This window comes from Burkholderia sp. 4M9327F10 (assembly GCF_005503145.1).
Taxonomy (GTDB): Bacteria; Pseudomonadota; Gammaproteobacteria; order Burkholderiales; family Burkholderiaceae; genus Paraburkholderia.
This window is the reverse complement of sequence record NZ_SCNV01000030.1, coordinates 33847-48783: the sequence shown is the minus strand read 5'-3', so window position 1 is coordinate 48783 and position 14937 is coordinate 33847. Positions and strand designations below refer to the sequence as shown.

Annotated in this window: 14 protein-coding genes and 1 pseudogene; 10 read left to right on the top strand and 5 right to left on the bottom strand. The window is 61.3% G+C overall.

Annotated features, from left to right (window positions below; genetic code table 11):
- The first annotated feature begins 5 nt into the window (after positions 1-5).
- Together FFS45_RS24375 and FFS45_RS24370 are read left to right on the top strand one after the other, a co-directional pair.
- Positions 6-1097 carry a nitronate monooxygenase gene (locus tag FFS45_RS24375; protein ID WP_137957191.1) on the top strand — a complete coding sequence of 364 codons (1092 nt, stop codon included), beginning with the start codon at positions 6-8 and terminating at the stop codon, positions 1095-1097.
- 213 nt (positions 1098-1310) lie between these two features.
- The gene (locus FFS45_RS24370; protein ID WP_137957237.1) at positions 1311-1811 is read left to right on the top strand and encodes a RidA family protein; all 501 of its coding nucleotides are present in this window, start codon (positions 1311-1313) and stop codon (positions 1809-1811) included.
- Positions 1812-1908: 97 nt separating this feature from the next.
- Here FFS45_RS24370 and FFS45_RS24365 read toward each other — a convergent pair whose 3' ends face one another.
- The gene (locus tag FFS45_RS24365) at positions 1909-2268 is read right to left on the bottom strand and encodes a DUF3564 domain-containing protein (protein WP_137957190.1); all 360 of its coding nucleotides are present in this window, start codon (positions 2266-2268) and stop codon (positions 1909-1911) included.
- Positions 2269-2499: 231 nt separating this feature from the next.
- On the opposite strand from FFS45_RS24365, the gene FFS45_RS24360 reads away from it, so the two are divergent.
- From FFS45_RS24360 to FFS45_RS24345, 4 genes are all read left to right on the top strand, one after another.
- Positions 2500-2922: a rubrerythrin family protein gene (locus FFS45_RS24360; protein ID WP_137957189.1), complete on the top strand. Its 423-nt coding sequence runs from the start codon at positions 2500-2502 to the stop codon at positions 2920-2922.
- 218 nt (positions 2923-3140) lie between these two features.
- A complete protein-coding gene (locus FFS45_RS24355; protein ID WP_137957188.1) occupies positions 3141-4478 on the top strand; it encodes a heterodisulfide reductase-related iron-sulfur binding cluster in 1338 nt (445 codons plus the stop codon).
- A 29-nt stretch (positions 4479-4507) separates the two neighbouring features.
- Positions 4508-5089, top strand: a complete 582-nt coding sequence (locus tag FFS45_RS24350) for a DUF3501 family protein (protein WP_137957187.1) — start codon at positions 4508-4510, stop codon at positions 5087-5089.
- Positions 5090-5245: 156 nt separating this feature from the next.
- On the top strand, positions 5246-6271 hold the full coding sequence (locus FFS45_RS24345) for a dienelactone hydrolase family protein (protein WP_171029730.1): 1026 nt from the start codon (positions 5246-5248) through the stop codon (positions 6269-6271).
- 72 nt (positions 6272-6343) lie between these two features.
- On the opposite strand, the gene FFS45_RS24340 is transcribed toward FFS45_RS24345, so the two are convergent.
- Positions 6344-7252: a LysR family transcriptional regulator gene (locus FFS45_RS24340; protein ID WP_137957185.1), complete on the bottom strand. Its 909-nt coding sequence runs from the start codon at positions 7250-7252 to the stop codon at positions 6344-6346.
- A 141-nt stretch (positions 7253-7393) separates the two neighbouring features.
- Here FFS45_RS24340 and FFS45_RS24335 point away from each other — a divergent pair, with 141 nt between their 5' ends.
- On the top strand, positions 7394-8848 hold the full coding sequence (locus FFS45_RS24335) for an amidase (protein ID WP_137957184.1): 1455 nt from the start codon (positions 7394-7396) through the stop codon (positions 8846-8848).
- Positions 8849-8860: 12 nt separating this feature from the next.
- On the opposite strand, the pseudogene FFS45_RS42450 reads toward FFS45_RS24335, so the two are convergent.
- Positions 8861-9006: pseudogene (locus FFS45_RS42450) on the bottom strand (alpha/beta hydrolase); the annotation flags it as partial.
- Between the two features lie 257 nt (positions 9007-9263).
- Between FFS45_RS42450 and FFS45_RS24325 the strand changes: the two are divergent.
- On the top strand, positions 9264-9950 hold the full coding sequence (locus FFS45_RS24325; protein WP_249362907.1) for a DUF4410 domain-containing protein: 687 nt from the start codon (positions 9264-9266) through the stop codon (positions 9948-9950).
- A 129-nt stretch (positions 9951-10079) separates the two neighbouring features.
- On the opposite strand, the gene FFS45_RS24320 is transcribed toward FFS45_RS24325, so the two are convergent.
- On the bottom strand, positions 10080-11777 hold the full coding sequence (locus FFS45_RS24320) for an acid phosphatase (protein ID WP_137957183.1): 1698 nt from the start codon (positions 11775-11777) through the stop codon (positions 10080-10082).
- Between the two features lie 326 nt (positions 11778-12103).
- On the opposite strand from FFS45_RS24320, the gene FFS45_RS24315 reads away from it, so the two are divergent.
- Complete coding sequence (locus FFS45_RS24315; RefSeq protein ID WP_171029734.1) at positions 12104-13045, top strand: IclR family transcriptional regulator; 942 nt, start codon at positions 12104-12106, stop codon at positions 13043-13045.
- Between the two features lie 66 nt (positions 13046-13111).
- Here the strand turns inward: FFS45_RS24315 and FFS45_RS24310 are convergent, their stop codons facing one another.
- Positions 13112-14185, bottom strand: coding sequence for a porin (locus FFS45_RS24310; RefSeq protein WP_137957181.1), 1074 nt, complete (start codon positions 14183-14185; stop codon positions 13112-13114).
- Between the two features lie 436 nt (positions 14186-14621).
- Here FFS45_RS24310 and FFS45_RS24305 point away from each other — a divergent pair, with 436 nt between their 5' ends.
- Positions 14622-14936 (top strand): non-heme iron oxygenase ferredoxin subunit, encoded by a 315-nt coding sequence (locus FFS45_RS24305; protein WP_137957180.1) that lies wholly within the window; start codon positions 14622-14624, stop codon positions 14934-14936.
- Position 14937 lies beyond the last annotated feature (1 nt).

Here is a 14937-nt window from a genome sequence, read left to right as displayed (position 1 = left end):
GTCAAATGACAGATGCTCGCTACACGAACGAACTGCTTGAATTGCTGGGTATCGAAAAGCCCATCATTCAGGCGCCTATGGCTGGCGTGAGTACGCCGTCACTCGCTGCGGCCGTGTCGAACGCAGGCGGCCTTGGCTCCCTGGGTGTGGGAGCCATGAACGCGGACGGAGCGCGCTCGGCTATCGCGCAGACACGGGCGCTCACCGGGAAGCCCTTCAACATCAACCTTTTCTGTCACGCACCAGCCGTGTCAGACACAGAACGCGAAAGGCAATGGCTTGACTGGTTAGCGCCGCGTTTCGCGGAGTTCGGTGTGACACCCCCGGCGGCGCTGAAGGAGATTTATACGAGTTTTGTCGTGGACGCGGACATGCTCGACATGCTTCTTCGCGAGCGGCCTGCCGTTGTCAGTTTTCACTTCGGACTCCCTTCGCCCGAAGCGATAGCGGCCTTGCGCGACGCGGGAATCGTTTTGCTCGGTAATGCAACGAGTGTTGCCGAAGCACGCGCAATTGCAGATGCGGGCCTGCACGGCATCATTGCCCAGGGGATAGAGGCGGGCGGTCACCGAGGTGTGTTCGACCCTCATGCGCTCGACGAGAGACTGGGGACGATGGCATTGACCCGCCTGCTTGTCCGTCAGTTCAAACTGCCGGTCATTGCCGCCGGCGGGATCATGGATGGAGCAGGGATTGCGGCGGCTCTTGCGCTCGGCGCCCAGGCCGCGCAACTCGGTACGGCTTTTGTCGCATGCCCGGAAACATCCATTGACGAGGGTTATCGCCGTGCGCTGCTCGGCGAGCCAGCGCATCACACGACATTCACGTCGGCTATCTCAGGCAGAGTCGCCCGGAGCATGGTGAATCGCTTTACGGAGCTAGGCGAGGCTCCCGATAGCCCGCCTGTGCCTGACTATCCGATTGCCTATGACGCGGGCAAAGCACTGCACGCTGCGGCAAAAGCAAAAGGTGAGTTCGGGTACGGCGCGCAATGGGGAGGCCAGGCCGCAGCGCTCGCGCGCTCCTTGCCTGCTGCGGCACTCGTCGAACGTCTGTTCGACGAGACTCGGGAAGCTACGGCGTCGCTGCGCATCTAATCCACGTTGCAGTCGCGCTTCAGGCATGCGTCTGCGAGTGCAAAGCCAATGCCGAAAGACGCAGCCAACCTTTACATGACGTCACGGATGAATTGCGCGGCTGATATTTATCCGCTGGGGTGCGAGGGCTAGAGTGGGTTCAACGCGCGGTTGCGCTGCCACCTTTGGAAAAGAGTGGGCAGTTACCGCCTCCACTTTGACCAGGAGAACAGAATGACCGTAGAAGATAAACTTGCCGAACTGGGATTAGTCTTGCCCACTCCGCCCAAACCGCTCGGCTCTTACACCGCTGTTAGCGAGGCAGGCAACCAGTTGTTCATCTCGGGGCAAGTGCCGCTGGTGGATGGAAAAGTCATCTTTACCGGACGCGTTGGGGACGAGCAAACCGTCGACGACGGCAAAGACGCCGCCGAAATCGCAGCGCTGAACGTGCTGGCGCAGATAAATGCGCATTTGGGCGGATTCGACCGTCTCGACCATATTGTGCGTGTCGAAGGTCATGTGAGTAGCGTCGACGGATTCTACGACCAGCCGGCAATCATCGACGCGGCGTCAGAACTGTTCGCTGCCGTATTGGGGGACAAGGCGGGTCACGCGAGATCGGCGTTTTCGCATTCGCAACTGCCCGCCAACGCAACCGTTGTTCTGGTGGTGATTGCGCAGATCAAGCCGCTATCCGGCTCCGTCACCGCAGGAGCGGCGGCAAAAGGATAGCGCCTCGCGCGTACTCCTTGTGCGAGACCTGAAGCCCAAGTCCGAAGCCCGAAGCGGGTGTTGAGCAATGGGGCGCAATAGCGCCCCAGCTTCGCGGCTAGTTATCGAAGACGCGGTGTTCCGCATGAACCGGCTGACGGTCGACAGCCTGCAGCCGCCAGTAACCGGTTGCAGGTGCATGTGCCGGCACGCACGTCCACGCGGCCGAACCTTCCGCCGAGCTGACGCGCTGCTTGCGGTCCACATGCAGGCCGCGCAAGGTGCACAGCGGCGCGTCGGCGCTGGGCGCGCACAGGGTGGTGACGCCGTCCGCGTCGTGGAGCTCGCCCCACGGGGGGAGATCGATCCCTTGATGCGCTTCCCTCGACCACCGATGCTCATCGGTATCGAGCCACAGCACAGCGTAGTCGTGATTGACGGTGGGATCGGAACCGTTGATCAGAATCGTCAGGCGCATGTCAGTTCCGTTACACAGAGTGCGAAGTTTCGCCTTATCAGTCTAGGCCGCGCATCGAGTTATGCAAGGCAAACGACTATCGCCGGCATTGAAAAACACAATTGGGAAGGTCTCGCACAGCTTCTAGATTTAACGTTGCGGTGCAGCGACGCGCGTCTGCGCCGGTAGTTCTGCGGACGATTTCGTCCCCCATCGCGCGCCCCCACATTACAGGCTTGCATGGAGGTTCAGATGTCGCAACTCAAGGGTTCGAAGACCGAGGAGAATCTGAAGGCAGCGTTTGCCGGCGAATCGCAGGCGAATCGCCGTTATCTGTATTTCGCAGCCAAGGCCGACGTTGAGGGCCAGAACGATGTCGCGGCGCTGTTCCGCTCGACCGCCGAAGGCGAAACGGGCCATGCACACGGCCACCTCGAATATCTCGAAGCGGTAGGCGACCCGGCCACTGGACTGCCGTTTGGCTCGTCGCGGCAAAACCTGCAGGCGGCGATTGCCGGCGAAACCCATGAATACACGGATATGTATCCGGGCATGGCCAAATCCGCTCGCGAAGAGGGATTCGACGAAATCGCCAACTGGTTCGAAACGCTCGCCAAAGCTGAGCGTAGCCACGCGAACCGCTACACGAAGGCGCTCGAAGGACTGGTCGACTGACGCCGTTTGCAGTGGCGTGAAGAGCGGCTACACTGAAATAGTCTGAGAAGACGACGGGAGCTTGCGGCAAAGGTCCGCAGGCTCCCGTTTGTGTCGGAGCAGCGCATGGTGCGGCGCAGCGCGACAGCCGGGGTATCGGCGACGCGTTTGTGCGTCCTCATGTGCGGGTTGCTCTGCCTGACGAGAAAAGCACAAAAGCATGCAAGGAGCCTGACTCCATGCCCCACAAAGAAGGCAGCCTCGAGGCGCCCACCCGGCATCCGCTCGATTGGCTTTCGGACACGTTCTACGATCAGGAGGCGCTTGACCAGGAACTGGCGCGCGTCTTCGATATCTGTGCGGGTTGTCGCCGCTGCGTTTCGCTGTGCGGCGCGTTCCCGACATTGTTCGACCTGGTCGATGCCACCGAGACCGGTGAAGCGCACGAGGTCGACAAAGCCGAATTCGGCAAGGTCGTCGATCAGTGTTATTTGTGCGACCTGTGTTACATGACCAAGTGTCCGTACGTGCCGCCGCATCCGTGGAACGTCGATTTTCCGCACCTGATGCTACGCGGCAAGGCCGTCAGCTACAAACACGGCGACTTCAAGCTGCGCGACAAGCTTCTCTTCAACACCGACGCGCTTGGCCACTTCGCGGGCATTCCGGTGGTTACGCAGACGGTCAACGCAGTGAATCACAACGCGACGGCGCGTGGCGTGATGGAGAACGCGCTCGGCGTCGACAGAAACGCATGGCTGCCCGACTTCGCAACGAAAAAATTTCGCCGTGCCGCAAAAAAATCCCCAACCGCGCCGGTGCGCGACGGCGAGCGCACGCCGGGCAAGGTGGCGATTTACGCCACCTGTTATGTGAATTTCAACGAGCCGGGGATCGGTCACGATCTGCTCGCCGTGCTCGCTCACAACGACATTCCCTACGAACTGGTGAAGAGCGAAGTGTGCTGTGGTATGCCCCTGCTCGAACAGGGCAATTTGCAGGGTGTTGCCGCCAAGAAGGAAAAGAATGTGCCGGTGCTTGCGAAATATGCCCGTGAGGGCTACGCGATCATTGGTGCGATTCCGAGTTGCGTGCTGATGCACAAGCAGGAACTGCCGCTGATGTTCCCCGACGATGCCGATGTACGCGCCGTCAGCGAGGCGTTTTGGGATCCTTTCGAATACTTCGTGTCGCGCCATCGCGACGGCTTGCTGAAAACCGACTTCAAGACTGCCCTCGGTAAAGTCTCGTATCACGTGCCTTGCCATGCGCGGGTGCAGAATATCGGCCGTAAAACCTCCGAGACGTTGGCGCTGGTGCCCGATACGCAGGTCACGGTCGTCGAGCGTTGTTCAGGACATGCCGGCTTATTTGGCATCAAAAAGGAATTTCACCGCACGGCGATGCAGATCGGCACGCCGGTTTTCAAGGCGATGGCCCAGCCGCATCCCGACTACATTTCGTCGGACTGCCAACTGGCCGGCCATCATATCGAACAGGGGTTCGACGAAAGCGGCTTGTCGAAAGGACAACTCGCGCATCCGCTCACGCTGCTGCGCAAGGCGTACGGCCTCTGATAACCCACCACTGACTGAAGGACACCGAGATGAGCATCGCCCGCAACTCGCTGCTGTCGCTCGAAAATTATTCGAAGTCACGCATTGCCATGCGCGCCCAGGTGATCGAGCACAAGAAAGATCGCACCGTGCCGCTCGGCAATCACGTCACGTTCCTGTTCGAAGACGAAACCACGATCCGGTATCAGATCCAGGAGATGCTGCATATCGAGAAGATTTTCGACGAGGATGGTATCCAGGGTGAACTGAATGCTTATCTGCCGTTGGTGCCGGACGGCAGCAACCTGAAGGCGACCATGCAGATCGAATATGAGAATGAAATCGAGCGGCAGGCTGCGCTGGCGCGGCTGATTGGTATCGAGGATCAGGTGTTTCTACAGGTGGAGGGCGAGCCGCCGGTTTATGCGATTGCCGATGAGGATCTGGAGCGGGATAACGAGCAGAAGACTTCGGCGGTGCACTTCGTGCGTTTTGAGCTTACGCCGGCGATGAAGGCGCGGTTGCGTGACGGGGCGGCTTTGGAGATCGGCTGCGATCATCCGGGTTATCCGGTGCCTACGCAGGTTATTGAGGCGCGGGTGCGGGCGGCGTTGGTGAAGGATCTGGTTTGACGTGGTCTGCTTCATCGGTGGATCGTCAACTTTGGCTACAATCCGGTGTGGACCCGTTGATCGAGGGTGACGGTGCCGGCCCGACACATGAGTGCCAGATTCTGCATGAGTTGCGGCTTGAGGTGCCTAGCTTCGAAACCACGGAACGCGCTAACAATGAATACAAGAATTGTTCGTCACGCCACACGAAGCCTGTTGTTAGTTGTCGCCGCCAGTGTGATGGCGGCTTGTAGCTCGCCTGCCACCGTTAGCTCTTCAATCACGACCTCCCTCGACGACGGCCGTAGCGGAATCATAACGTTCGCGTCGGTTACGCCCAGGAGTGCCGGAGACTATCTCTCGCACTACGCCAGCAGCGAAAAGGCAGTCATTACCGGAGACTTGAGCATGCCCAGCAATGGGCCACACGCCGTACCCGCCGTGATCATCCTGCATGGAAGTAGCGGCGTGAATCCAGGCGAACGGGTTTGGGCCCGGCGCATGAATGCGCTAGGTTATGCCAGCTTTGTTGTCGACAGCTTTACCGGGCGCGGACTCAGGAACACTGAAAAAGACCAGACTCAGCTTTCGATGGCCGCCGGCATCGCCGATGCCTACGCCGCCTTGCGTTTGCTGGCGACCGATCCTCGTATCGACAAAGGCCGGATCGCGGTCATGGGCTTTTCGCGCGGCGGTGTTGCGGCGCTTTATTCGTCATTGGAACCCTTCCGTCTGGCCGCGACGGAGGGCGATCTGCGATTTGCTGCCCACGTCGCTTTCTATCCGTCCTGCGGCATCTCTTATGAATCAGCGCATATTGACGGTTCTCCCGTCCTGATGCTGGTTGGCGGTAAGGACAACTATACGCCGGCGGCGCCTTGTATTGCCTATGCTGACACGCTGCGTTCGAAAGGCACACAGATCACGCTGAAAGAGTATCCGGATGCCTGGCATGGTTTCGACAGACCGACACTTCTGCATTCAATACCGCTTGCAACCAGTGCGCGGGAATGCCACGGCTCCTATGATCTCGATAGCAGAACGTTCACAATGGTTCGAGATGGCCAGACGCTCTCTGGCGCTTCCGCCGTGGCTGAGTCGAAGCGTTGCTTGACCACGGGCATCACTTTGGGCGGCGACCCGGAGGCACAGGCGCAGTCGCCTGCCGAAGTCGCGGCATTTCTCAAAGCTGCGTTCGAGTGAACGCAAGAGCGTTGAGGGTGGTGTGCAGCCGGACGCGTCGGGCGGTACTCGGACGACGATACCTGTATCCGGTCAGATCGTATGCGTAAAGCGCAATTGAGCCTTCAGGTAGTCCAGGAACGCTCGCAGCTTCGGCAACGGCACCCGCTCCTTCGGAAATAGCGCATTGAGATCCTGCTGTGGACCGATCCATTCGGGTAGTACCCTGCACAGACGCCCCGCTGCAACTTCCGAGGCCATGCTCGCATCCATCGCCAACAACAAGCCATTGCCGGCACGCGCCGCGTCCACAAGCAACACCGGATCGCTTGCAACGATCACCGGATCCAGCCCGTAGCGTTTGGCCTTACGCCCCGCCTTGCGCAACGGCCACGCATAGCCGCTGTCGGTACGCGCCTGATGCAGCGCGAGCGCCGGATGACGATGCAAATCCTCTGGACTCTCGGGCGCGCCATGCCTGTCGATATACGCAGGGCTCGCATAAACCGACGTCGAAAAGCTGCCAAGCCGCCGCGCCACCAGACTCGAATCGGTAAGCGCGCCGAGGCGCAGGGCGACATCCACGTTCTCTCCGATCAGATCGAGTGGCACATGCGTCGCGACGATATCGACGCGCACCTTGGGATAGCGCGAGCAGAAGCCGGCTATCAACGGCGCGATCCACGTCGCGCCAAACGAATACGGCAGCGTCACGCGCAGCCAGCCGCCGGGTGTTCCGCGAATCTGCTGAACGGCGTTTTCCGCATCGTCGAGTTGCCGGGCGATGCCGTTGCAGCGCTCAAAATATGCCGCGCCTGCTTCTGTCAGGCGCAGCTTTCGCGTCGTTCTGTGCAACAGGGCCACGCCCAGGTGCGCCTCCAGCTGCCGAACGCGCCTGCTCACAGTCGTCTTCGGAATCTGCAGGGCGTTCGCCGCCGCCGTGAAGCTGCCTGCCTGCACGACGCAAACAAAAACGAGTGTGTCGTTGAGATCTCTGGTCATCGGAACTCGCGTACCCGCTCAAAAATGTTGAGTTGCATTGCGGTGACATTGTCCCATCCGTGGCTCAATCCTTGTCACGAACGCAGACTAATCACCTTGAGAAGTCTGCCTTATCGTTTCCTTCACCAATACGGAGGAAATATGAAACTGAGCGAATACACGGATTACGACGCGATTGGACTTGCGGAGTTGGTCGCAAACGGCGAGGTCACGTCGGCCGAGCTTGTCGAACTCGCGCGTGAGGCCATCGCAGTCGTTAACCCGGAGATCAACGCGGTTATCGAAAGCTGGCCCGCTTCCGAAAGCGGCAACGCAAATTCCCGGGGCGGCCCGCTGGCGGGTGTGCCGTTTCTGATCAAGGATCTTGCGCTCAGCATGCAAGGCAAGAAACTGGAACTGGGAAGCCGGCTCGCGCAAGGCGTTGTCGCTGCCGAGGACTCGTTGTTGATGTCGCGCTTTCGCGCTGCGGGGCTGGTCACAATAGGACGCACAGCCACGCCAGAGATGGCTTTCAGTACGACCACGGAGTCCACGCTGCAAGGCGCGACCCGTAACCCGTGGCTGCCGGAGTTGAGTGCAGGCGGTTCCAGCGGCGGTGCGGCGGCGGCGGTTGCGGCAGGCATCGTCCCGCTCGCTCATGCGACGGATGCGGCAGGCTCGATTCGCGTGCCCGCCGCCTACAATGGCCTGTTCGGGCTCAAACCGACGCGCGGGCGCAGCTCGAACGGGCCTTGGCTTGACGAAGTATTCGCGGGTTTCGGTGTGCAATTGGGCGTGAGCCGCAGCGTGCGGGACAGCGCAGCGTTGCTCGATGCGATCCAGAGCCACGCGGTTGGCGAGCCATATGTCACTGCCGCGCCCGAACGAAGCTTCCTTTCCGAAGTGATCCGCGAGCCCGGCAAGTTAAAGATCGGCCTGCTGCTTGATCCCTGGAATGGGGAACATACCGATCCGGTTATCGCGGCAGCGACGTCATCGACCGCGCGTCTTCTGGAATCGCTCGGCCATACCATCATCGACCTCCACCCGACGCTCGGCGTATCGTGGGACGCCTTCGTGCAGATGAACGCGACCATCTGGACTGCCACGCTCGTCGGCTGGATCGAGGGCCTCGCAGCCGCAACCGGCCGGCCGGTTGACGACACGACGCTCGAGCCAGCCACGTTGGCCTGCTTCCGATACGGCGAGGAGGAAAAAGCCTCTGGGTTTGCGGCGGCACTGGCGATGCGCAACCTGGTTACGCGGTCTGTCGGGGCGTGGTTTGAAGATATCGACTTGTTGCTCACGCCGACGCTGCCGCAGATGCCGCCCGTTATCGGCGCCTATGGCGCCGGAGCCGAATCGATGAATGGTTTCGAATGGACGCAGCGGGTCTTTCGACATTCGCCGTTCACGCCGCCCTTCAACGTCGCCGGCGTACCTGCCATGTCCGTGCCGCTTGAAATGCACCCTGCAACCGGTTTGCCGATCGGCGTGCAGTTCGCAGCAGGATTCGGCCGGGAAGATACGTTGCTGCGACTCGCCGGGCAACTCGAGCAGGCCCGGCCGTGGGCCAATCGCCGACCGATGCTGTGGGCGGGGCGCCGGTCGGAGTGACAGCGGCTCAATGTGACTCGCCGCGAGAGTGATCACTTTGCGCGCATTGAGCCGCGCGGACATTTCGGAGCGGTAATGGTGTCGCCGAACGTGCTGGCACGAGGCGCTTTTTGCGTAACGGCCATCACGAGACCCTCTTCAGGGGTAAGGTCCTGGCAGTGTCATCTGCCTGAAGTACGCCAAAGACGCTGGGCTCAAGACTCTTCGGCTTGCCATGTTCCATCCAAAGGCACGGCCGATACCCATCCCTTGAACTACACTGCTGATCGATTTGGTCAAATCGTTGCATCGGCCGCTTGAATCCGCAGCCGATCGAGGGCGAACAGGAAGTCGATGAGCCATTAGCCAATAGCGTAGCTCGCCGCCCCAGCCCTGTAGGATAGCGGCGTCGATACCACGACCACGGAGGCGCCTCATGGCGCGTAGATGGATGCCCCCCGCCGTTGCAGCGGCGTGGCTCGTTATGTTGACGGCGGCCGGCCTCGTCGGCACCTCAGGCTACGCAGCCGACCCACCGCCGTTTCCAACTCCGGCGCCGGTCGTCTATGTGACCGACTTCGACCTCGACGTCGCCGACGTCACACCGGACAGCGGCCCCGGCAGCCGGCTCCGACACCTGGGCAGCGTGCTACCCGGCGGCCCGCTGCGGCAATCGAAAGACCCTCAGACCCAGGCCAAAGAGATCGTCGCGGATATGGCAAATGACCTCACCGCCGATCTGATGAAAGCCGGCGTCGACGCACGCCGGCTCCCTCCCGGCGCAGCCTTGCCCACCACCGGCTGGCAAGTGCGTGGCGTGTTTCTAAGCGTCGACGAAGGCAACCGCTTGAAGCGCGCCATCGTAGGTCTCGGCGCGGGCCAGAGTCATTTCCAGGTCGCAGTGTCACTCGACGACCTGTCCAACCCAGCCTTGCCACCGCTCTACGAGAGCACTGAAGAAGGCTCCAGCAAGGACAAGCCTGGCGCCTTCATCAAGCTCAACCCCTATGTGATCGCCGCGAAGTTTGTGATGGCCGGGCATGACCAGAGGAGCATGATCAAAAACACCGCGCAGCAGATCTCGGATTCGGTGGTGGAAAAGTTGAAGGCCAAAGCACAATGAGGCCGCAGCAAGAGCACGCGCGGGTAGCGGAAGAGGTGAGTGCCTACTTACAGCGTCTGCGTTAACCAAAACGGTCCCGCCATTCAAGCCGGGCGGGACCGCTGCTACATATCAATCAACCATCCGCAATCAAGCAAGCGCCAACGTACTGGTCAAATCCCCCAACGGCGGCAGCCCGTTTTGCGCAAACGCGCGATCGCGCGCCACCACGCCATCAAGCGGCTTCAACCCGTGCACCCGGGTAATGAAGCGCAGGATCGAGTTGGTGTCATACACGTTGTGATCCACATAGCCCTTCTTGGCGAGCGGCGACACCACCAGTGCCGGAATCCGCGACCCCGGTCCCCAGCGGTCGCCCTTCGGCGGCGACACGGGATCCCACCACCCGCCGTTTTCATCAACGGTCACGATCACCACCGTATTCGCCCACTGCGGACTGCGCTGTAAATGATCGATCACCGCAGCAATATGCCGATCACCCGATTCCACATCCGCGTACCCCGCATGCATATTCAGATTGCCCTGCGGCTTATAGAACGTGACGGCAGGCAGGCGGCCGGCGTCGATATCGGCCAGCAGGCGGTTAGTCGACGCGTCGTCGCCCACGCCGGCATCGCGCAGATGCTGGCCGCGTGCGTCGGTGCCCGGCGCATAGTTGACGAAGTAGTTGAACGGTTGATGGTGGTACTGGAAGTCGGGCACGCTGCCCGTGTCCTTGTGGTCAATCGCGTATTGCCATGCGCCGGCATACCACGCCCAACTCACACCCTTATCCGACAGACGATCGCCAATGGTGGCGTAGTTCTGCGGCGGCAGCACGCGCGGATTGGACAGATCGGCCGTCGCCGGATCGCCCCCGGGCGCAGGCGGCACGAAGCTCGGCTGATACGGCGGCGCCATCGTGTTGACGGCGTAGCCATCGGGCGTGAACAGGCCGTCGTTGACGAACTTCGGCGGACCGTCGAGCGCGGAGGCCGGTGAATGCGGCGCTACCTTGAGCCACGCGCCGGTCGGGTCGTCCCCTTCGATCACCGAGACGAACTGCTTCGCCGCGGTGTTATGCACGTCCGGCACGAGCGGCGCTTGCGCGGAGATCAGGAAGATGTGGTTCAGCCACGAGCCGCCGAAAGCCGCCATGAAGAAGTTGTCGCACAGCGTGTATTGCTGCGCCAGATTCCAGATCCGCAGCGTCTCGGCGGAGTTGCGGTAATGCCCCATCACCAGCCCGCCTGAGTCGGCCCACGCGACAAACTGGTTATTGCGCCCGGCGTTGATCTGCATCTGGTTCTGATAGAACCGATGCCACAGGTCACGTGTGATCACGCCGTTCGGCAGCGGCGCGCCTTGCGCGTCGGTGATGCGGAACGGCTTGTTGTTCAAACCGGTGATGTCGTGCTCGCCGATCATGTAGCGCTTGCCGTCCACTTCCTGCGCCTGCGGCACGAGGCCGCCCCAGAATTTCGGCAACTGCGTCAGGGGTGTTTTGCCATCGCGGTCGAGTTGCACGTAGCGCTCGGCCGGCACGGTGTCGAGCGGATGCTGCACGCCCGGGAAATTGCCATACAGATTGGCGAAGCTGCGGTTCTCCGCGTAGATCACCACAATCTGGCGCACCTGATCGTGCAGGGCGGCGTCGAGCCGCAGGTCGGCGGCGCTGCGTGGCGTGCCTCCCGCCAGTTCTTCGGTGTTGCAGCCGGAAAGGGCGAGCCCGAGGCCCACCGCTGCAATGCCGGTCAGGACCCGGCGCCGCTCGGGGTTGTCCGGGCTGTCGTCGCCGGGAAGCTCCGCGTTCGGGTGCGGCACGGGCAAGTCGTCGTTCTGGTTCATCGGGTATGGCTCCTCAGGTCTGGGCTGCTCGCGTGCGCCGGGTATCCCGGTCGTGCTGCAGCCGGTGCTTCGTGCTTCGTTTCGAAAATGTGCTGTTCAAGCAATGAAACGGCTTCGTCTACGGCGCAATGCCGGCACGCGTCGACGATCGGGTAATGATCGCGCCCGATATCGTCCTTTTATGTGTCAAGCCCGTTCAGAGGTGGCGAGATCGTACGATGCCAGAATTCGCGGCGTCAGGCCAAATTGGCCCGCAGCGCTTCGCGCTATCATGCTGACCTATAGACGATCAGCACGAACCACAGCCGGATATGGCAAAAGAAAACATGACAGGAGCGGGACGCAAAGCGGCCAAACCGCGCGGCGATGAGCCGGCGGCTCAAGACGAGGCCGCAGTACCCGTCGATCTGGGCGAAACCGCCGACGAAGAGAGCGCCGGCGGCTCGACCTATCTCGTCCCGGGCCTCGAACGCGGCCTGCGCATTCTCTCGGAGTTCAGCGCACGCGAACCGGTGCTGGGCGCGCCGGAGTTGTCCAAGCGCATCGGCATTCCTCGTACCACCACCTTCCGCCTGTTGCAGACGCTCGAAGCGCTCGGCTTCCTGGAGCGCGTTAACGGCGACCGCCATTTCCGGCTGGGCGTCGCGGTGTTGCGGCTGGGTTTCGAATACTTGAGTTCGCTTGAATTGACCGACGTCGGCACGCCGCTGCTCGAACGCCTGCGCGATGCCACGGGACTGAGCGCGCACTTGCTGATCCGCGATCAGCGCGACGTGGTGTTCGTGGCGAAGGCCCAGACGCACGATCCGATGTTCAGTTCGGTCAAGGTGCATGTCGGCACGCGTCTGCCGGCGCATGCCACCGTGCATGGCCAGGTGTTGATGGGCGATCTGAGCTGCGAAGAGTTGCGCCAGCTCTATCCCGAGCCGCAGCTCGAGCGCTTTACGGACCGCACGCCCGCGACCGTCGAAGAACTTAACCAGCGTGTGCGTGAAAACGCGGCGCTTGGCTACGCGGTGAGCGAGGCTTCGTTTGAGCGCGGAATTTCTGTGGTGACGGCGCCCGTGCGCGACCAGACCGGCCGCATCGTGGCTGCGTTGACGGTTACGGTGCCGCGTTCGGATATCGGCGAGGCCGGTGAACGCGAACCGCTGATTGCGGCGGTGTGCACCGCGGCCGTGGATCTGTCGACGCGCCTCAACTACCGCCCACGTGCAGACGATCCGACCGTGGCCGAAGCGCGCCGCAGGACAGTGGCGGCGAACTAGGCGGGGGCAGGCCGGTTGCGTGGCAACCGCGCCGCTTGGCCACTGGGCCACCGCCCCGCCACCCGCTTAGAACGAGTGGTGAACGCCCGTCAGGAACACCGTCTGATTGCGGCCATTCGCGGCGCCTGCCGTGAAGAACGCAGCGTCCGTATTCGAACCTGCACGCTCATACAGCGCATTCACATACACCTGGGTCGACTTCGACAGCGCGTAGATATCGCCGATCTCGAACTGCGTCCAGCGGTGACCGTCGAAGCTCGTCGTTGCCGCGCCGCCTGCCACGCTGTTGAACGGCGTGAACTGGTAGTTCGCCCCTGCGTCGTAGCTTTGATAGGTGCTCGAGTATCCCGGCGAATCCAGCTTGACGCGCGTGTACAGGCCATGCACGAGCAGCTTGCCGAACTGGTACGACAGGCCGGCGCCCATGTTCTCCATCTTGTCGGCCGTGTAGTTGGCGGCCGCCACACCCTGGAAGTTCGTGATGCCGGTGGTGACGATCGACGGCGTCTGGTCGTGCTCGTTCGAGTACACCGCACCGGCCTTGAACGGTCCGTTCGCGTAGCTCGCCGCGAAGCTCAAGGTGCGGCCGGTCGCGAAGTCGGTCGTGTTGCCCAGACCCATCATTGCGCCGAATGAGAAGCCGCTAAAGCTCGTCGAGCGGAACTTCACCGAGTTGTTGAACGGCACGACACTCGTATCGGCCAGCTCGTCGATATTGCCCGGGTGGAACGCATACCAGCTTGCGGCGAGATAGCCCGTGCTCAGCGGACCCAACACGTCGAAGTTAAACGGCGTCTGGTGACCCAGCGTCAACGTGCCGATCTGATCCGAGCTCAGGCCCACATACGCCTGACGATTCCACAACGTTCCGGCCGACGCCATCGCGCCGGTCGTCGTATAGAAGCCGTTCTCCAGCTGGAACACGGCGTGCAGGCCGCCGCCCAGATCCTCGACACCCTTCAGGCCCCAACGGTCAGGCTGCATGTTGCCCTGTTCCGCAATCCATTTCGTACTCCCGCCGACATTGCTGATGTACGCGACTCCGGCATCCAGACTACCGTAAAGCGTGACACTGCTTTGTGCCCAAGCCCCTGACGCGGCACACATTGCCGTAAGTCCGACTGCAATGATTCTTTTCACCGTTGGTTCTCCTAATCGTGTGACGAAAGGCCCGATCTCATTTCGTTGGCCGTAATGCATTGAGTGAGCGTTAGTCGTGGGTTTATGCGCCAAAACTTCGCTTCTTGTTTGTTCCACCTATGGGCGTATGTATCGCCTATGGAAAGTATAGAGTCTTCAGAAGTGGTCAAAATAAATTTTCGAGCCCCGAGGAAACCCGGATGCGGCCCGAAGGGTTGCTTCGGATGCCGACAGAAAACCCTTACGGAACAGGGTTGTCAGGGCACTCGCTTGTCAGGCGAATTGGCGCCGCGCTGTCTTCCCGACGCCACATCAGTGTTTTCCCCTAACGCAACAGATTTTTATTTTTTCTCTGCAAAGCGACTCCTATAATTGTCCATACACGAACTGATGTTTCACATGTGGAACATAAGAGCTTCAGGAGAAGGTAGCAAACATGACTGAACAATGGCGTTGCGCCGGACATGCCGGCGAACTGTCCGAAGACGCGCCGCTCGAGTTCAAGCTCGACGGCACGGAGATCGGCATCTACAAGGTGGGCGATGCGCTGTATGCGCTGGAGAACGTCTGCCCCCATGCGTACGCGTTGCTGACGCAGGGCTTTGTCGACGGCGACACCGTCGAATGCCCGTTGCACGAAGCCGTGTTCCATATCCCGACGGGCAAGTGCCTGAAAGAGCCGGGTGGCCGCGACCTGAAGGTGTACGCGGTGCGTCTTGCCGGTGAAGAAATCCAGATCAAGGTGGAATGAC